16 protein-coding genes and 1 pseudogene are annotated in these 17370 nt (G+C 64.6%); 10 read left to right on the plus strand and 7 right to left on the minus strand.

The annotated features are described in order from the left end of the window. Positions 1-2 precede the first annotated feature (2 nt). Both cueR and ACP148_RS03030 read left to right on the plus strand, forming a co-directional pair. Positions 3-411 (plus strand): annotated as a pseudogene (gene cueR, locus ACP148_RS03025) (Cu(I)-responsive transcriptional regulator). Between the two features lie 83 nt (positions 412-494). Further along, on the plus strand, positions 495-746 hold the full coding sequence (locus ACP148_RS03030; RefSeq protein WP_421951126.1) for a heavy-metal-associated domain-containing protein: 252 nt from the start codon (positions 495-497) through the stop codon (positions 744-746). Between the two features lie 95 nt (positions 747-841). Here ACP148_RS03030 and copM read toward each other — a convergent pair whose 3' ends face one another. Next, positions 842-1159: a CopM family metallochaperone gene (gene copM, locus ACP148_RS03035; RefSeq protein ID WP_425033092.1), complete on the minus strand. Its 318-nt coding sequence runs from the start codon at positions 1157-1159 to the stop codon at positions 842-844. Between the two features lie 572 nt (positions 1160-1731). On the opposite strand from copM, the gene ACP148_RS03040 reads away from it, so the two are divergent. Genes ACP148_RS03040 through argE form a run of 4 tightly spaced genes read left to right on the plus strand, consistent with a single transcriptional unit; the run spans position 1732 to position 5664 of the window. After that, positions 1732-2037 carry a (2Fe-2S)-binding protein gene (locus tag ACP148_RS03040; protein ID WP_421951128.1) on the plus strand — a complete coding sequence of 102 codons (306 nt, stop codon included), beginning with the start codon at positions 1732-1734 and terminating at the stop codon, positions 2035-2037. After that, complete coding sequence (locus ACP148_RS03045; protein WP_421951129.1) at positions 2016-3386, plus strand: FAD-dependent oxidoreductase; 1371 nt, start codon at positions 2016-2018, stop codon at positions 3384-3386. The genes ACP148_RS03040 and ACP148_RS03045 overlap by 22 nt, the downstream gene beginning before the upstream one ends. Continuing rightward, on the plus strand, positions 3383-4519 hold the full coding sequence (locus ACP148_RS03050) for an NAD(P)/FAD-dependent oxidoreductase (protein WP_421951130.1): 1137 nt from the start codon (positions 3383-3385) through the stop codon (positions 4517-4519). Before ACP148_RS03045 ends, ACP148_RS03050 begins: the two co-directional genes overlap by 4 nt. Beyond that, positions 4516-5664: an acetylornithine deacetylase gene (argE, locus tag ACP148_RS03055; RefSeq protein WP_421951131.1), complete on the plus strand. Its 1149-nt coding sequence runs from the start codon at positions 4516-4518 to the stop codon at positions 5662-5664. The genes ACP148_RS03050 and argE overlap by 4 nt, the downstream gene beginning before the upstream one ends. A gap of 8 nt (positions 5665-5672) precedes the next feature. Here argE and ACP148_RS03060 read toward each other — a convergent pair whose 3' ends face one another. Beyond that, positions 5673-7148, minus strand: a complete 1476-nt coding sequence (locus ACP148_RS03060; protein ID WP_421951132.1) for an aldehyde dehydrogenase family protein — start codon at positions 7146-7148, stop codon at positions 5673-5675. Between the two features lie 163 nt (positions 7149-7311). Here ACP148_RS03060 and ACP148_RS03065 point away from each other — a divergent pair, with 163 nt between their 5' ends. The 4 genes from ACP148_RS03065 (at position 7312) to ACP148_RS03080 (ending at position 11196) form a co-directional block, all read left to right on the plus strand. Then, positions 7312-8169, plus strand: a complete 858-nt coding sequence (locus ACP148_RS03065; RefSeq protein WP_421951133.1) for a GNAT family N-acetyltransferase — start codon at positions 7312-7314, stop codon at positions 8167-8169. A gap of 4 nt (positions 8170-8173) precedes the next feature. Beyond that, positions 8174-9100 (plus strand): 2-hydroxyacid dehydrogenase, encoded by a 927-nt coding sequence (locus tag ACP148_RS03070; protein ID WP_421951134.1) that lies wholly within the window; start codon positions 8174-8176, stop codon positions 9098-9100. 129 nt (positions 9101-9229) lie between these two features. Beyond that, positions 9230-10609, plus strand: a complete 1380-nt coding sequence (locus tag ACP148_RS03075; RefSeq protein WP_421951135.1) for an aminotransferase class III-fold pyridoxal phosphate-dependent enzyme — start codon at positions 9230-9232, stop codon at positions 10607-10609. Positions 10610-10704: 95 nt separating this feature from the next. Beyond that, positions 10705-11196, plus strand: a complete 492-nt coding sequence (locus tag ACP148_RS03080) for an Lrp/AsnC family transcriptional regulator (RefSeq protein WP_421951136.1) — start codon at positions 10705-10707, stop codon at positions 11194-11196. 18 nt (positions 11197-11214) lie between these two features. Here the strand turns inward: ACP148_RS03080 and ACP148_RS03085 are convergent, their stop codons facing one another. From ACP148_RS03085 to ACP148_RS03105, 5 genes are all read right to left on the minus strand, one after another. Further along, positions 11215-12684, minus strand: coding sequence for an NAD-dependent succinate-semialdehyde dehydrogenase (locus ACP148_RS03085; protein ID WP_421951137.1), 1470 nt, complete (start codon positions 12682-12684; stop codon positions 11215-11217). Between the two features lie 92 nt (positions 12685-12776). After that, on the minus strand, positions 12777-14267 hold the full coding sequence (locus ACP148_RS03090) for an ABC transporter substrate-binding protein (RefSeq protein WP_421951138.1): 1491 nt from the start codon (positions 14265-14267) through the stop codon (positions 12777-12779). A 226-nt stretch (positions 14268-14493) separates the two neighbouring features. Further along, complete coding sequence (locus ACP148_RS03095) at positions 14494-15531, minus strand: ABC transporter ATP-binding protein (protein WP_421951139.1); 1038 nt, start codon at positions 15529-15531, stop codon at positions 14494-14496. Positions 15532-15541: 10 nt separating this feature from the next. Beyond that, positions 15542-16585 (minus strand): ABC transporter ATP-binding protein, encoded by a 1044-nt coding sequence (locus ACP148_RS03100; protein WP_421951140.1) that lies wholly within the window; start codon positions 16583-16585, stop codon positions 15542-15544. 43 nt (positions 16586-16628) lie between these two features. Further along, complete coding sequence (locus tag ACP148_RS03105) at positions 16629-17369, minus strand: GntR family transcriptional regulator (protein WP_421951141.1); 741 nt, start codon at positions 17367-17369, stop codon at positions 16629-16631. Position 17370: the final 1 nt, after the last annotated feature.

Raw genomic sequence — 17370 nt, forward strand, 5'->3', positions numbered from 1 at the left:
AGATGAACATCGGACAGGCAGCCAAAGCGTCGGGCGTCACGGCCAAGATGATCAGACATTACGAATCAATTGGTCTTATCGCGCCAATAGACCGCTCGCAGAGCAATTACAGGGTTTATGGAAGCGAAGAGGTCCATATTGCGCTTCATCAAGCGGGCGCGTTTGCTGGGGTTTCCCATGGACGAGACGGCTGCTCTGCTCGGGCTGTGGCAAGACAGATCCCGCGCCAGAAGTGATGTGAGACGCATTGCCAGCGATCACATTCAGGAGCTCGGAAGCATGATCAGCGAGCTCCAGGATATGGTCAACACGCTCAAGCATCTTGTGCATTCCTGCTCGGACGATCAGCGGCCCAATTGCCCGATCCTGAGCGGTCTGGCCGCCGACCCCGAACCTGTGCGTGCCTCCTGAGCGGGCGGGAAAAAAGCCCTTGACCTTGTCATGGTGGTAAGGCGCAGGGTTCTGGTATCGTAAACCCAACCTAGGACAAGACAATGTGCGAAGCTCACAACCACGCTGATACCTCCACTGCCGCTGCCACCAGCGCGTCCGGCGTTACCTTTCATGTTTCTGACATGACCTGCGGGCATTGCGCCGGCGTCATCCGATCCGCCCTTGAGCAGACCCTGCCCGGCTCGGAAATTGCGATCGACATTTCTGCCGCGCGTGTGACCGTCGATGGTGACGAGGCCGCTGCCGCCGACGCCATTCGTCAGGCCGGCTATTCGCCCGAGCGCGTCAACTGAACCGGTGATCCGCGCGAAGTAGATGCGCGCGTCGAACAAATGAATGGGGAGGCGGAAAACCGCCTCCCCTTTTCTATGTTCTCGCGTTGACTGAATTATTCGGCCTTGGTTTCAAGCCATTCCATCATCCAGGCGATTTCGGCTTCCTGTGCTGAGATGACCTCTTCTGCCAGTGCGCGAACTTCTTTGTCTTCCCCGAACTCGAGAAAGACACGGGCCATGTCGATCGCCCCCTGATGATGGGGGATCATGCCGCGCACGAAGTCGATATCGGCGTCGCCGGTGAACTCAATCATCATGTCTTCATGCATACGATCATTGGCTTCGGTGTAAGCCCGGATAGCAGGATTGTCCGCGAGATCTCCATGCGAATTGGCGCCATGGTTGCTGTGGTCCTGGGCAATGGAAGGCATTGTGAGCATCGAGATGGTCAATGCCGAAACAAGTAGCTTATTCGTTCTCATAGTCCCTGAATGTAGAACGTTGAACTTGATCTGATGGCAGTCTCAACGCTGCTGGCGTGGCGGGGGCACGGGCACCTGCCGTTCGATGCTCGCGCTTTGGCGCGCCAATTCAAGGGGAGAGGAGGGCGTTCGAGCCGTGATCGCCACCACCGACTGCACGTCCAGAACGAGCTTTCAGGCCAAGCCGCACACAAGCGAATATAGATCTGACGATCGCATATTCGGAGCGCCATGGCCGTGCCCATGCTGGGTGCCGGGGCACTAACCAGTGCCACCCAAAATGCAACCAGCAAGATCAATGGGGTTTTTTGTTTCATGGCAATGATAAAGGTTCCCGTCACCGGAAGGTCAAGCCTGGATTGGAGATGGCGATGCCGAAGCACGATATGCGCCAAATGCGGGACAAAACGACATAAACGGGCCATAACATGGAGGTCTGGGCGGTTCCGTTCGGGTGAAAGGCGATAAGATCGAACCCGTTGGTCGCCGTTCGCGGCCGATGCTCATGCGATGGGACCACCATGCGATTCAGACGCCTGTCGGAGACCAAGCGCCGCCCCGTGAACTTCCGTCTCGACGGGCAGTCCGCCGCCGCGCTCGAAGGCGACACGCTGCTGGTCGCGATGCTCACAAATATCGGGCATGTGCGGTGCGGCGAGTTTCTCGCCGACCCGCGCGCCGGGTTCTGCATGATGGGCGCCTGCCACGACTGCATGGTCTGGCGGCGCGACGGCGGTGCGATCCGCGCCTGTACCACGCCGGTGACGGACGATCTCGACGTGGTTACTTGTTTTCCGGAGGCGGCATGGCCGAAAACGATTTCATAATCGTAGGCGCCGGTCCGGCCGGCGTACGGGCCTGCGAGGTGCTGGTCGCGGCGGGGCTGCGTCCCGTGCTGATCGATGAGGGCACGTGCGGCGGCGGACAGATCTACCGGCAGCAGCCCGAGGGGTTTTCGCGCAGCTACGAAAAGCTCTACGGCACCGAAGCGGGCAAGGCCCGCGACCTTCATGCGACGCTGACGCGGCTGATCCCAGCGATTGACTACCGGCCAGGAACGCTGGTCTGGAACATAAGGGGCGGTCGGGTCCATCTTCACGACGGGGCGCGGACCAGCTCGCTGGCCCATGGCGCCCTCATCATTGCTTCGGGCGCCACCGACCGGGTCTTTCCTCTGCCGGGATGGACGCTGCCGGGCGTCTATACGATGGGCGCTGCCCAGATCGCGCTCAAGGCGCAGGCTTGCGCGATCGGAAACGCCGTGGTGCTGGTGGGGACGGGGCCGCTCTTGTACCTCGTGGCTTATCAGTATCTCAGAGCGGGTGCCGCGCCTCGGGCGGTTCTCGATACGGCACGGCTGGGCGACAAGCTGGCGGGACTGGGCGGAATGCTCGCCCGTCCCGGCGTGCTGATGGCTGGAGTAGGCTATGTCGCCGCGCTCAAGCAGGCGGGCGTGCATATGGAAGCCGGGATTGTGCCGCTGGGATTTGACGGAGCCGACGGTGTCGAGCGGGTCCGTTACCGCACGAGAGGCGGCGACATGCGGGAGATCGCGTGCGATGCGGTCGGCTATGGTTTTCACCTGCGAGCCGAAACGCAACTGGCCGATCTGGCAGAAGTGCCCTTCGCCTACGACACCACGCTGCGCCAGTGGCTGCCCCAATGCGATATAGAAGGACGCACTCCTGTGCCGGGGGTCTATCTGGCCGGGGACGGGGCGCAACTGGCGGGGGCCGATGGCGCCGAGGCCATGGGGCGGCTGGCCGCCTATGCCGCGCTGGCCGATGCCGGGCGGCCGGTGGATGCGCGGGCGGTCGCGGTGTCCCGGGCGCGCAACAAGGTCATGCGGCGGTTTCGTGACGGGATCGCGCGCGCCTTTCCCTGGCCTGGGCAGGACTTGGCCCGCCAGATCGCGGATTCGACGCTGGTGTGCCGCTGCGAAGCGATCACTGCGGGGACGCTACGGGAGACCGTGCGCGACAGAGGGGCGCCTGAAGTCAACAGGGCGAAGGCCCTGAGCAGGGTCGGCATGGGCCGGTGCCAGGGGCGTTATTGCGGCCTTGCCAGCGCCGAGATCGTGGCGGCAGTGCAGCAGACGGACACCGAACGGGCCGGGCGGTTGCGCGGACAAGCGCCCGTCAAGCCGCTTCCGGCCGATCTGGCGGTCGAGCCATGAGCGCTTCCGCATATGATGTGGCCATCGTGGGCGCGGGCATCATGGGTGCGTCGTCGGCCTTCTTTCTGGCCCAGCGGGGCTATTCGGTCGTCCTGCTCGAAGCCGACCGGGTCGGACGGCAGGCCAGCGGCACCAATTTCGGCAATGTCCGGCGGCAGGGGCGGCCGTTTTCCCAGATGCCGCTGGCCAATCGGGCCCGCGACGTCTGGGGACGACTGCCCGAACTGATCGGGGACGATTGCGAATTCGTGGCCCGCGGCCATCTGCGGCTCGCGTTGGACGAGGAGGATGCCGATCGGCTTGCCGCCTATCGCGACGAGGCGGTCCATCACGGCCTCGACATGGAGATGCTGACTGGCAATGCGGTGCGTGACCGGTTTCCCTATCTCAGCGAGCGGGTGCGGGCGGGCTGTTTCGCCCCCATCGACGGCCATGCCAATCCCCGGCTCTCGGCGCCCGGCTTCGCCCGGGCGGCGCAAAGGCTCGGGGTGCGCATCAAGGAGATGGCGCCGGTGATTTCGGCCGCCAGGGCAGGCGAGGATTTCATCGTCGAGACCGGCGACGGGCAATCCTTTCGCGCCCCGGCGCTGCTGATCGCCGCCGGGGCATGGAGCGCACCACTGACAAGCACCTTCGGCGAGCCGGTGAGCTATGAAGTCAAGGGGCCGCAAATGGCCGTGACCGAGCCGGCGCCCTATTTCATAGGACCATCGATCGGGGTCGCCTCGCACCTACCCGATGAGGGGGTCTATTTCCGGCAGGTGGCGCGGGGCAACATCATCATGGGCGGGCCGCGTTACGGGCTGGCGGATGCCAATGCCTGGCGGTCCTACGTGCTGCCGGACAATACGCTGCGTCAGTTCGACCGCACCCGCTCGCTGCTGCCGGTGCTGTCCAAGCTGCGCGTGATCCGGGTGTGGAGCGGGATAGAGAGCTATTTCGACGACGCCCAGCCGGTAATGGGGCCCAGCCCAAGCGTGCCGGGGCTCTATTATGCCTTCGGCTTTTCGGGGCAGGGCTTCCAGCTCGGACCGGGGGTGGGCGAGGTGATGGCCGAACTGATCGCGACCGGGGCCACGTCCACTCCGCTCGATGCCTTTTCGCTGGCGCGGTTCGCTGGGCTGCAATCGTGAACGCGGCGGAAATCCTCGAGCGGCTCGTGGGCTTTGCCTCGGTATCCGGGCGGCCCAATAGCCCAATCGTCGACTTTGTGGCCGAGATACTCGATGCGGCGGGCGCACATACGACTCGGATCGCGGGGCCGGGCGCGGGCATGTGTAATCTGTTTGCCAGCTTCGGCCCGCGCGAGCTGCCGGGCCATATCCTGTCGGGACATCTCGACGTAGTGCCCGCCGAGGAGCCCGAATGGACGGGCGACCCGTTCGTTCTGCGCCGGGACGGAGACAGGCTGGTGGGGCGGGGCGCGGTGGACATGAAGGGGTTTGTCGCCTCGGTGCTCGCGGCAGCGCCCCGGATCGCCGCACTCGCGGTGCGCCGGCCGATCCATGTGGCACTCTCGTGCGACGAGGAACTGGGTTGCCGGGGCGTCCCCTTTCTCATTGCCCGCCTGCCCGAGCTATGCGCGGCCCCGGAAGGCGCGGTGATAGGCGAGCCAAGCAATCTGCGTCCGGTTCTGGCCCATAAGGGCAAGCTGGCGCTTCGCGTTAACGTAACGGGGCGGACGGGCCATTCCTCGCGCACTGATCTTGGCGAGAACGCCATCCATGTCGCGGCCGATATCGTCGTCGCGACGCGCAGGCTGGCCGAGGCGCTGACGGTGTCGCCGCCGCTCGATCCGCGCTTTGCGCCGCCATTTTCGACCATTCAGGTGGGAACGATCAATGGTGGGACCGCCGTCAACGTCATACCGGACAGGTGCACGCTGGTGCTCGAGGCGCGGGCCATTCCGGCCAGCGAGCCCGAGCGGGTGGTGGCGCCGATCCTCGCCGAGATCGACCGCATCCAGGCCGAAATGGAGGCAGCGCAGCGGGACGTGCGGCTCACGACCGAGATCGTGAGCAGTTATCCCCCGCTGTCGCTGGCGAAGACGGCTACGCTCGCCGGACTTGTCGGCATGGCTTGTGGCCAATCGCCGATCGAGGCGGTGAGCTACGGCACGGAGGCAGGGCTGTTCCAGGCGGCCGGTATCGACAGCATCATCTGCGGTCCCGGCGATATCGGGCGGGCTCATCGGCACGATGAATACATAACGATGGATGAACTCGAGGCCTGCGACGGTTTCATCGAGCGCTTTGCCGCCGCAGCGCAGCGGGACTGACCCGGAGATCAGAAGCCGATATCGGCCAGGACAGCCTTGACCTTGAGATTGCCCTCAAAGGCCTCGCGGCCCAGATCCTTGCCGATGCCCGATCCCTTGAAGCCGCCGGTCGGCAGGATGAAATCGGCGCTTCGACCGTAGCGATTGATCCACACGGTGCCGGCTTCTAGCCCGCGCATCATCCGCATGGCCCTGCCGAGATCGCGCGTATGGACACCAGCGCACAAGCCATAATCGGGGTGATCTGCAAGCGCCAGCGCTTCTTCCTCTTCCTCGAAGGTCTCCACGGTCAGGACAGGCCCGAAGATTTCGAGCCGCACAGCGTCCATTTCGGGGCGAACGTCTTCGAGAATGGTGGGCGCATAGAAGGGACCCGACTGCACACCAGCATGCCGCTCGCCGCCAATTCGGACGCTGGCGCCCTGGTCTCGCGTGGCGGCCACTATGGCGTCGATCCGGGCGAGTTGGGCTTCCGAAACGATGGGCGAAAAGCTCGAGCTTTCCTGCCATGTCGGGCCGGGACGCCCCTGTGTCATCAGCCGGGCGACGCTTTCGACCAGCGCGTCGCGCACACTCGTGTGCACCAGCAGGCGCGAGCCGGCGACGCAGACCTGCCCGGCATTGACTGTGATCGCCTTTGCAATCGCCGTGGCGGCGCGCTCAAGATCGGCATCGGCGAAAACGATCTGCGGGCTTTTGCCGCCCAATTCGAGCGTCACGGGCTTAATGCCGGTCTGGGCGGCGGCCGTCATGATCGCCACCCCGGTGCGGGTCGATCCCGTGAAGGTGATCTTGGCGACGGACGGATGGCGGCACAGCAGGTCGCCCGCCATTGCCCCCGTACCCTGAACGATGTTGAGGATGCCCGCGGGGATGCCGGCCTCGATCGCCAGTTGCGCGACGCGCACTATGGAGAAGGGCGTCATCTCCGAGGGCTTGAGGACGACGGCATTTCCGGCCGCGAGGGCGGCGCCGATCTTCCAGCACGCCATGACCAGAGGGAAGTTCCAGGGCGCGATGGCGGCGACCACGCCATAGGGTTCGTTTATCGTCATGCCGAGATGATCGGCCGGGGTCGGCGCCACATGGCCGCCGATCTTGTCGGCGAACTCGGCAAAAAAACGGATGGTTTCGGCGGCGGTCGGCACGTCCCACGCGCGAGCCTCGGAAATCGTGCGGGTCGAGCCGATGGCCTCGAGCATAGCCAGGTGGGGGGCGTCGGTATCGATGAGGTCGGCGAGGCGACGCAGCAGGCGGGCGCGCTCACGCGGGGCGCCGCGTGCCCATCGGGCCGTCTTGATGGCCGCCCGGGCGCCGGAAACGGCGCGATCGACGATATCGGCGTCCGCGAGTGGCAGGTCGGCATAGGCGACGCCATCCGAGGGGCGGGCGACCGGCATCGAGTTGCCCTGCGGGCCGAGCAGTTCGCCCTCTATGAAATGACCGTTGGGGATGTCGATCCCGATGGGCAGCATATCGTTCATCACAACTCTCCGTTGTGCCAAGCCTAGATCGATGGACGGCAAATATTGTGCGGCGGCTGCCGGACGGCGCGGCAAGTTTGCGTTCAGAATCGGCAAATCCGGCAGGTTCGTCCGGGGTCGCGATGCTATGATCCGGGCCGGTTCGTGTTCGAAAGGATCGTTTATGCCAGCCCAAGCCGCTCTCCCGGCCAGCGCGGACCTTTCCCCGCTGACCCCGGACGATCTCGATGCCGCCTATGCCCTGACCCGGTCCCTTAAATGGCCGCATCGGCGCGAGGACTGGCAGGTGGCACTGGCCATGGGGCAGGGGCTGGCCCTGCGCCTGGACGGGCAACTTGCGGGCACCATCCTATGGTGGTTTCAGGGCGCCGGGCATGCGACGATCGGGCTGGTGATCGTCGATGATGCCCATCGGGGGCGCGGTCTGGGCCGCCTGCTGATGGAGCAGGGACTTGCGGCGTGCGCCGGCCGGCAGATCCTGCTGCATGCGACGCTGGCCGGTGCGCCGCTCTATCTCAAGCTCGGTTTCGTCCCGGCCGGCCACATTGCACAGCATCAGGGGCTTCCCCTCGTAACGGCTCTGGACATGGACGATGGCAATGTTGCCCTTGCCGGGCCGGAGGATATGGATGCCATATTCGGCCTCGACCGTGCGGCGTCGGGCCTCGATCGGGGCGATCTGCTGGCGGCGCTTTTCTCCAGCGGACGCGTTTTTACGGGCAGGGCGGATGGAGAGGTTCAAAGCTATGCTCTGGCGCGCCCCTTCGGTCGCGGGTATCTGATCGGCCCGGTCGTGGCGCAGACCCCCGCGTTGGCGCGTCCGATCATTGCCGCCGCCTGCACGATGCTCGAAGGACAGTTCGTGCGGATCGACGTTCTGGAGGATCCGCAATTGCAGGACTGGCTGCAATCGATCGGGCTGGTCGGCGTGGACAGGGTCGCGGCCATGGCGCTGGGCGGAGCGCCCGCCCGGGCGGGACGGCCGCGTCTCGTCGCACTGGCCAGCCAGGCGCTGGGCTAGCGCGGTGGCGCTGCTGTTTCGGTCGAGCGGCCAGCGTGCGCGGATATGGCATCACGTCTTTGCCGAGCACCGGCCCGATTGCCCGCTTCTGACGCAGATCACCCCGGAGACCGCGCCATCGGTGCGCTATCTCGTCGCCTGGATGCCCGAGCCCGACATCATCGCCGCGCTGCCCAATCTCAAGGTGATTTTTTCGATCGGCGCGGGGATCGACCAGTTCGGCCCGGGTGAGGTTCCCGAGGGCGTTACACTGGTGCGGATGATCGAGCCGGGACTGACCCGGTCGGTCGTCAACTATGCCGTCATGGCGGTTTTGATGCTGCAGCGCGACATGCCCGCCTATCGCGCCCAGCAGCAGGCTGGCCAATGGCTGGCGCATCCGGTGCGCGATCCCGAGGCGACGCGGGTGGGCATAATGGGGCTCGGCGTTCTGGGACAGGCAAGCGGAGCCGCGCTCACGGCGCTGGGGTTTCCGGTTTCGGGCTGGGCAAGGAGCACCCGACAGATAGCGGGTATCACGACCTATGCCGGGCAGGAGCAATTGCCCGAATTTCTGGCGGAAAGCGATATCTGCGTATGCCTGCTGCCGCTGACGGCGACGACGCGCGGCATCCTGAGCCGGGCAGTTCTGGACCGTTTGCCCCGGGGCGCGGGCCTCGTGCATCTGGGCCGGGGCGGCCATCTCGCCGCCGCCGACCTGATCGCAGCCCTCGATGACGGGCAGCTTTCGGGCGCGGTGCTCGATGTGACCGATCCCGAACCGTTGCCGGCCCACGATCCGCTCTGGCACGACCCGCGCATCATCGTGACGCCCCATATCGCGGGCCAGACCCGGGCCGAAAGTTCGGCCATGGCGACGCTCGATAACATCGCGCTCCACGAACGGGGGTTGGCCATGATCGGGGTGGTGTCGCAGGCCGCCGGATACTGACCACGGCCTTGCGGCAGACTATGCCGAGGACCGGCAGGCATCGGCCCATATCGATGACCGATGCGCCGCCATCGGAGGAAAGTGCCGCGCAGTCCGCCCACAATCGGCACAGCGATATGGGAGCGTGCCATGGTAAAGAATTCTCTTGTCGAACTGGACCGACATCACCTCATCCACCCCGTGGCCTCCTACCGAGCGCACGAAGCGCGCGGCGCGACCATATTGAACGCCGGCGATGGAATTTACCTCACCGACAGCGAGGGCAATCGGCTGCTCGACGGTTTTGCCGGGTTGTGGTGCGTCAATGCGGGCTACGGCCAGCGCTCGGTAGTGGAAGCGGCGACCGAGCAGATGCTGCGCCTGCCCTATGCCACCGGATATTTCCACTTTTCCACCGAGGCGCCGATCCTTCTGGCAGCGCGCCTGGCCGAATTGACTCCGCCGGGCCTCGATCGCGTCTATTTCACGCTGGGCGGCTCGGATTCGGTCGATTCCGCCGTCCGCTTCATCACCTATTATTTCAACGCCATCGGCAAGCCGGACAAGAAGCAGTTCATATCGCTCCGCAACGGCTATCACGGCTCATCCTCCTTCGGTTCGGGCCTGACTGCCATACCCGCCTTTCACGAGGGGTTCGACATGCCCCTGCCCAGCCAGCACAAGATCGCCTCGCCCTATCCCTATCGCCACCCGGCGGGCGGGGATCCGCAGGCGCTGATTGCCCAGTCGGTCGCCGAACTCGAAGCCGAGGTGGCCCGGATCGGTCCCGAGCGGGTGGCGGCCTTTTTCTGCGAGCCGGTGCAGGGGTCGGGCGGCGTCATCGTGCCACCCGCCGGTTGGCTGGCGGCCATGCGACAGGCCTGCCGGAGGCTCGACATCCTGTTCGTCGCCGACGAGGTGATCACCGGGTTCGGCCGGACGGGGCCGCTGTTTGCGTGCGAGCACGAGGACGTGGTGCCCGACATGATGACGGTGGCCAAGGGTTTGACCTCGGGTTACCTGCCGATGGGCGCGGTGATCATGAGCGAACAGATCTACGCGGCGATCGCGGATGGGGCGGGGCCATCGCGGCCGGTCGGGCACGGCGTCACCTATTCCGCCCATCCGGTGAGCGCGGCGGTCGGGCTGGAGGTGCTCAGGCTCTACACCGAGGGCGGGATCATCGAGAACGGGCAGCGCGCCGGGGTGCAACTCATGGACGGGCTCGCGCGGCTCGCCGAGCATCCGCTGGTCGGGGACGTGCGCGGGCAAGGTATGCTCGCCGCCCTCGAACTGGTGTGCGACAAGGCGGAAAAAGCAAAATTTGCCGCCGAGACCGGTATTGCCGCCAAGCTCGCGGCGGCGGGCTATGCCAACAGGCTGCTCTTTCGCGCCTTTGCGGACGGCACGATCGGTCTTGCGCCGCCGCTGGTGTGCACGCCGGGCGAAATTTCCGAGCTTCTCGCGCGCCTGGAGCGCACGCTGGATGATCTGCTGGAGGATGGAGAAATCCGGGCGGCGATGAAATAGAAATATCGGCCCGAATTGTCCTTTAAGCCCTTGTATTGAAGGAAACTTCGGGTGACACTTCCGGCCAGAACCGTGTTCCGGGGCGCACCGAATTGATGAAACTGCCCAAGCTCGACAGGATTGATCTCAAGATCCTGACTGAACTTCAAAAGAACGGCCGCGTCACCAATGTGCAGCTTTCCGATGCCGTGGGGCTTTCGCCGTCTCCCTGTCTGGCGCGGGTCAAGCGGCTCGAACAGGCGGGCTATATCGCCAATTACGGTGCCCAGCTCAATCTGCAAAAGCTGGGCGAAACGGTTTTCGTTTTCACCGAAGTCACGCTTCACGATCACAAGCAGGGCGATTTCAGCCGCTTCGAGAGCGCGATCCGCAATGTCGACGAGGTGGTCGAGTGCTATCTGGTCAGCGGCGGCTATGATTATCTCATCAAGTTCGTGGCGCGCGGTATCGTGCACTATCAGGAAACCATGGAAAATCTTCTCGAACGCAATATCGGGATCGAGAAATATTTCAGCTATGTCGTCATCAAGCCCTGCTTCGTGAAAAGCCATTACCCGCTTTTGCGGTTGTTTCCCGAACTCCATTGAGCGGGACGGCGGACGCCTTCAGACGTCGCCGATATGAAAGGCCTTGATCTCGAGATATTCAGCGATGCCGTATTTCGACCCCTCACGGCCCAGCCCACTTTGCTTGACGCCGCCGAAGGGGCTTGCTTCGAGTGAGACCGAGCCAGTGTTGAGCCCGACCATACCCGCTTCCAGGGCCTCGGCGACGGCCCAGGCTCGCTTCATGTCGCGCGTGTAGAAATAGGACGCCAGCCCGTAGGGCGTGCCGTTGGCGATGGCGATGGCTTCCTCGGTGTCGGAAAACCGGATCACCGGCGCCATGGGGCCGAAGGTTTCCTCAACGGCAAAGAGCATGTCGGGCCGGGCATCTGTGAGGACGGTGGGGGCAACGAAATTGCCCTGTGCCGGACGGTTGCCCAGAACGGCGCGCGCGCCCTTGGCCAGAGCATCCTCGATATGACGACCGACCTTTGCGACGGCGTCGGCATTGACCAGCGGGCCGAGCGTGGTGCCGGGCGCCAGACCGTCGCCCAGTTTGAGTGCCGCCGTCCGGGCGGCCAGCTCGGCGACGAAGCGGTCGTGGATCGCGTCGTGAACCAGAACGCGATTCGCGCAGACGCAGGTCTGCCCGCCATTGCGGAACTTGCTGGTCATCAGTCCCTCGACCGCCAGTGCGATGTCGGCATCTTCGAAAACTATGAAGGGCGCATTCCCGCCCAGCTCCAGGCTGACCCGCTTGACCCCTTCGGCGCATCGGCCCAGCAAATGCTTGCCGACCTTTGTCGAGCCGGTGAAGGAAAGTTTTCGCACGGCCTCGTTGTCGGTCAGCTCGGCGCCGATCTCCTGGGGAAGGCCCGTGACCACGTTGAGCACGCCGTCCGGAATGCCCGCCTCGCGGCCCAGCCTGGCAATGGCGAGGGCGGAAAACGGCGTCAGGTCGGAGGGCTTGACGACCATCGTGCACCCGGCGGCCAGAGCGGGCGCGCATTTGCGGGTGATCATGGCGTTCGGAAAGTTCCAAGGCGTGATGGCCACGCACACGCCGACCGGCTCTTTTAGCGCCAGAATACGCCGGTCGCCGCCCGGCGCCGAGATCACGTCGCCGTCGATCCGGCGCGCCTCCTCGGCGAACCAGCGCACGAAGCCCGCGCCGTAGGCGATTTCGCCCCGCGCTTCGGCGAGCGGCTTGCCCTGTTCGAGTGTGAGGATCCTCGCCAGATCGTCCTGATGTTCCATCATCAGGCCGTACCAGCGATAGAGGATGTCGGCGCGTTCTCCCGCCGGGACGGCGCGCCAGCGTTGCCAGGCGCGGTCCGCCGCCGCGATCGCTTCGGCCACCTCGGATGCGGAAAGGCGCGGCACAGTGCCGATCACAGCGTCGGTCGCGGGGTTGAAGACGTCGATGACGCGCGCGTCGGCGGAGCCGACCCAGCTCCCGTCAATCCACGCCTTTTGCGCGAACAGGTCTGGCCGCCGCAGCACGGCGCCGATTTCTGAACTGGCGGACATGATGGGGTTCTCCAAAAGCGTGCAATCCATGACATGGAAATGGCGACGGTCGTGTCGGACCGTCGCCATCGGGGTCGGTCGTGGCGTGGCGTCTATTGCAGGCCCAACTCGGGGGTGAACAAGTAATAGTTCAGCGGGTGGGGCTTGTAGTTGACCACCGCGCTGCTGGCCACGTCGTAAAGCGTTTCGTTGACGAGGAACACGGTCAGCGCCTCGTCATAGACCTTCTGGGCGGCCTCGGCGTAGATCGCGTAGCGTCCTGCTTCATCAGCGGTAGCCCCGGCCTCGTCGAGCAGCGCATCGAACTCGGGATCGCAATATTGCGTAATGTTGAAGCTGCCTTCGCACCCATAATCCGCCGTCAAAAAGCCGATCGGCTCGGGCACGTCGGTGAGATAGCCGCGCGACATGAGCGCCAGGTCGTAATTGCCCGAGAGCATGTCGGGTTCGATGGCCGCATACTCGGCGATGCGCAGGTCGACATTGATGCCCAACTCGCCCAGCATGGCCTGGATGATGACCGCGACGTCGTTGAACTCGGTCTTGGCCGTATAGCCCAGAAGGGTGATGTTGAGCGATGCCGGATCGACGCCGGCCTCTGCGAACAGGGCGCGGGCGGCCTCCAGGTCGGCGGGTGTGGGCGCGATGTCGGGCGCCCACGGTTCGCCCGCGCGGAACGGGCCGCTGGCCGGGGTGGCAAGACCCTCATAGACGGCGGCGGCAATACCGGTGGTGTCTATGGCCATACGCAGCGCTTCGCGCACCCGGACGTCATCGAAGGGCGGCCGCGAGGTGTTGATCAGCATTTCGGCAATACGCGGCGCCTGGACTTCCGCTATCGCCAGGCCGGGATCGCCCTGCAGCTGGGCGACCATGGAGTGGGGCACGAGGCGCACGATCTGCGCCTCTCCGGTCCGGGCCATCGTGCCCCGCGTGCTGGCATCGGGGATGAAGCGGATCTGGCCGCTGTCGAGCGTGGCGGGCGTACCCCAGTAATCGTCGAACCGCACCATGGAGACATATTGGTTGGGATCGACCTCGGTGATCTCGAACGGGCCCGTGCAGGTGCCGATCGGATTGACTTCGCCGCCCTCATAGGCGGCGGGCGACAGGATGGTGGTTGCCGGTGAGGCCATCTGCGAGGGTAGGGTCACGAGCTCTTCGGCGGTGGTGATGGTCACCGTCATGGGTCCGCTCGCCTCGACCGAGGTGATGGCCGTGGGTGAAAAGGCGCGGGCCGGGACCGTGGCCGACAGCCGGTTGTTGAGCGCATTGGCCACCGTCTCGGCGTCCAGTGCGGTACCGTCATGGAAGGTGACGCCCTCGCGAATGGCGAAATCCCAGGTGGTCGGACTGGTCTGTTCCCATCCCGTGGCGAGCCCAGGCTCGAGCTTTGCCTCGAAATCGATGCGCGCTAGGCTTTCAAAGCAACCGGCCCGCGACCCCAGATAGGCATCGTCGCTCGACAGGTCCCAATTGGCGCGCACCGTCCAGTTGTCGGCTTGAACAAGATGGCCGCCCTGCGCGTAGACCGCATTCGGCAACACGATTGCGCAGGATGCAAGAAGTATTCGCTTCAACATTCTGTATTCCCCTCTGATGGCCCATCAACTATCAAAAAGCGCAAAATATACATGCGCCGCGAAGGCGTTTTAAATTACAGCCTGTATCAATAATTATCCTACTATCCTTGAGGGCAATAATTCTGCTAATCGAGTGCTCTGGTAATATTTTAGTTTGTTTTGCGGGTCGGCGGCGGCTGGATATTCCGTGGCCGCCGGCGGCCTGCCGAGATGAGGCTTTTCGGTCTCATGATGCAATCTGCTCGGAATAGCGGCAGCGTACGAAATGCTCGCCCAGCGCCAGCTTGAGGGCGGGCCCGAGGATGGCGCAATCGGGACGTGCGTGGCGGCAGCGCGAATGGAAGCGGCAACCATGGGGCGGGTCGAGAGGACTGGGCAATTCACCCTCGATCATGCCGTCGGCGGCGTGTAAGCCGGTCTGGTCGAGCAGCGAGGAGGCGATCAGCGCCTTGGTATAGGGATGGCGGGGTTCGGCAAACAATACGTTCGAGGGCGCCATCTCGACGATCTGGCCAAGATACATCACGGCGATGCGGTCGCACAGATAGCGAACGACGCGCAGATCGTGCGAGATCATCAGCATGGTCAGCCCACGCTTCTGCTTGAGCTCCATGAGCAGGTTGAGAATCTGGGTGCGCATCGAGGCATCGAGCGCCGACGTCGGCTCGTCGCAGACAAGGAGCTTGGGTTCGAGCAGCAGGGCCCGGCCGATCACTACGCGCTGCAACTGCCCGCCGGAACACTGGCTCGGCCGCCGGTCGAAGAAGCTGGCGTCAAGGCCGGCCTCTTCGAGCATGTCATAGACCTTGTCGAGCCGCTCGGCATGGTTGCCGATCCGGTTCTGGGCGAGGGGCGAGAGCATGCTCTCGCCGATGGTCATGCGCGGATCGAGGGCCGAGAACGGATCCTGGAAAATCAATTGCACGTTGCGGCGCTGCCGGCGCAGCTCCTCGCCGCTCGGCTTGAGCCAGTCCTGGCCATTTATGGTGATCTGACCGTCGGTCGCGCTGGTGAGGCGGCTGATCACCTTGGCCAGCGAACTCTTGCCGCAACCCGATTCCCCGACCAGCCCGAGAACCTCACCGGCCGCGATGCGGACAGTCACTCCGTCGACGGATTTGACGACCTTGGTGCTGCCGAACCCCTGGACCGGATAGTGCTTGACGATGCCGTCAAGCGCCAGGAAGGCGGGCTGGTCGCGTACTACATCGGCATAGCGCGGTGTGGTACGGCGAACGATGGTGTTTGAGGCGATGTCGTCCATAGTGCTGTCCTCAGATATGTCCGGTGCCGGGCCCGACGGCATGGCATCGCGCCTGCCGCGTCTCGCTCAGATGGGCAAGAGACGGCTCCATGGCCGAGCAGTGGCCGTCCATGCCGGCCGAATGGGCCACCGCGCAGCGCGGCTGGAAGCGGCATCCGTGGGAAATTTCCTTGGCCTGCGCGCCCGAGCCGGGAATGGACAGCAGCCGTCCATTATGCTCCGGCTGGAGCATGGAACACTGGATCAGTCCGCGCGTGTACGGGTGGCGGGGATCATTGAGGATATCGGCCGTCGGCCCCTCCTCGACGATGCGGCCCGCATACATGACGGCGATGCGGTGGGCGAAGGCCGACACGATGGAGAGATCGTGCGTGATCAGCAGGATGGCCAGATTTCGCTGGACGCGCTCCTCGTCCATCAGCCGCAAAATCTGGGCCTGTACCGTGACGTCGAGAGCGGTGGTGGGCTCGTCGGCGATGAGCAGCTGGGGATTGGCGCTCATGGCCGTGGCGATCATGACGCGCTGCGCCATGCCACCCGAAAGCTCCTGCGCATAGTACCGGGCGCGCGAGACCGGGTCGGGAATCCCCACGCCCCTGAGCAAGTCGACGGCCTTACCGAACGCGCCCCGGCGACCGATGCTCCTGTGGAACTGCAGAGGTTCGGCTACCTGGGTCCAGACCCGCGATGTCGGGTCTAGCATGGCCTGGGGCTGCTGGAACAGCATGGCAATGCGGCCGCCGCGCAGGCGGTTGAGGCTCGCCTCTTTCATCGCGAGGACGTCCTCGCCATCGAAATTGACCTTGCCGCTGGTCAGGGACAGTCCGCGTGGCAGAAGGCGCATAAGCGAGAGCGCCGTCATGCTCTTGCCCGAGCCGGACTCCCCGACGAGGGCCAAGACTTCGCCCGGCCTGATCGAGAGGTTCAGGTCCTCGATGATCGGTTTGTGGACACCGTCCTGACGGTGGCAGACGGTGAGGTTCTCCACGTCAAGCAGCGGGGCGGGTCGCGGCGCGGCGAAGCGGGTGGGGTCATAGAGCGTATCGAGCGACATCGATGTCCTTCCTTTGCATTCCAACCTCCTGGCCGTTGTTCCCTCAGGCCGCCTTGTTCTTTTTCCGCCGATCGCGGCGTCTGTTGGCCGTATTGAGGTTTTTCGAGGGATCGCCGAAATGGCGGGGCAATTCATCGAGAACCTGATCGACGTCGTCTCCGCCGAGTAGGGCGACGAGCCTGCGATGCTCCTCGATGAACGCATCGCTGCCGCGATATCCGCCGATCAGCATGTGCAGGCACAGTTTGGTTTCCGCCTGCACGGTGGTATACATGCGGATCAGACGCGGGCTCTGGGAGGCGGCGACCAGTTCGCGGTGAAACCGCAGATCCAGTTCGGTGATCGCCAGCCAGTCGTCCCGTTTAGCGGCCTCGCCCATGTCCTCGGTGATGCGGGTGAGAAGGCGCCGCACCTCGAACAGTCTTTCGGACTGCATCACGATGCGGATGGCGGCGCCCTCCAGGGTCTCGCGTGCCAGATAGATGTCGGCAAGGTCCGAACTGTTGAGCTCAGTTACGAATACGCCGCGGTGCGGGGCGCTGACCACCAGCCCCTCCTGAATCAGCCGTTGCAGGGCTTCGCGAACCGGGCCACGGCTCACCCGGAACTGTTCGGCCAGTTCCTGCTCGTTGAGTTGGGCGCCCAGGCCAAATTTGTGTTCGAGGATGGCGGTGCGGATCTCCTCGGCGATCTGGCCGGAGAGAGTCTGGCGGGGCAACGGCTTAAAGCCGTTCGTTCCCCGCTTCGGAGTGGCCCGGCGGCCCGCAGGTTCGATGCTCGTCATG

The organism is Pelagibacterium sp. (assembly GCF_965249125.1).
Classification (GTDB): Bacteria; Pseudomonadota; Alphaproteobacteria; order Rhizobiales; family Devosiaceae; genus Pelagibacterium.

Bases quoted from the DNA above. Each gene is read 5' to 3' on its own strand.
- ACP148_RS03030 (WP_421951126.1), top strand. From the start codon at position 495: ATGTGCGAAGCTCACAACCACGCTGATACCTCCACTGCCGCTGCCACC.
- copM (WP_425033092.1), bottom strand. From the start codon at position 1,159: ATGCCTTCCATTGCCCAGGACCACAGCAACCATGGCGCCAATTCGCAT.
- ACP148_RS03040 (WP_421951128.1), top strand. From the start codon at position 1,732: ATGCGATTCAGACGCCTGTCGGAGACCAAGCGCCGCCCCGTGAACTTC.
- ACP148_RS03045 (WP_421951129.1), top strand. From the start codon at position 2,016: ATGGCCGAAAACGATTTCATAATCGTAGGCGCCGGTCCGGCCGGCGTA.
- ACP148_RS03050 (WP_421951130.1), top strand. From the start codon at position 3,383: ATGAGCGCTTCCGCATATGATGTGGCCATCGTGGGCGCGGGCATCATG.
- ACP148_RS03060 (WP_421951132.1), bottom strand. From the start codon at position 7,148: ATGAACGATATGCTGCCCATCGGGATCGACATCCCCAACGGTCATTTC.
- ACP148_RS03065 (WP_421951133.1), top strand. From the start codon at position 7,312: ATGCCAGCCCAAGCCGCTCTCCCGGCCAGCGCGGACCTTTCCCCGCTG.
- ACP148_RS03075 (WP_421951135.1), top strand. From the start codon at position 9,230: ATGGTAAAGAATTCTCTTGTCGAACTGGACCGACATCACCTCATCCAC.
- ACP148_RS03080 (WP_421951136.1), top strand. From the start codon at position 10,705: ATGAAACTGCCCAAGCTCGACAGGATTGATCTCAAGATCCTGACTGAA.
- ACP148_RS03085 (WP_421951137.1), bottom strand. From the start codon at position 12,684: ATGTCCGCCAGTTCAGAAATCGGCGCCGTGCTGCGGCGGCCAGACCTG.
- ACP148_RS03090 (WP_421951138.1), bottom strand. From the start codon at position 14,267: ATGTTGAAGCGAATACTTCTTGCATCCTGCGCAATCGTGTTGCCGAAT.
- ACP148_RS03095 (WP_421951139.1), bottom strand. From the start codon at position 15,531: ATGGACGACATCGCCTCAAACACCATCGTTCGCCGTACCACACCGCGC.
- ACP148_RS03100 (WP_421951140.1), bottom strand. From the start codon at position 16,585: ATGTCGCTCGATACGCTCTATGACCCCACCCGCTTCGCCGCGCCGCGA.
- ACP148_RS03105 (WP_421951141.1), bottom strand. From the start codon at position 17,369: ATGACGAGCATCGAACCTGCGGGCCGCCGGGCCACTCCGAAGCGGGGA.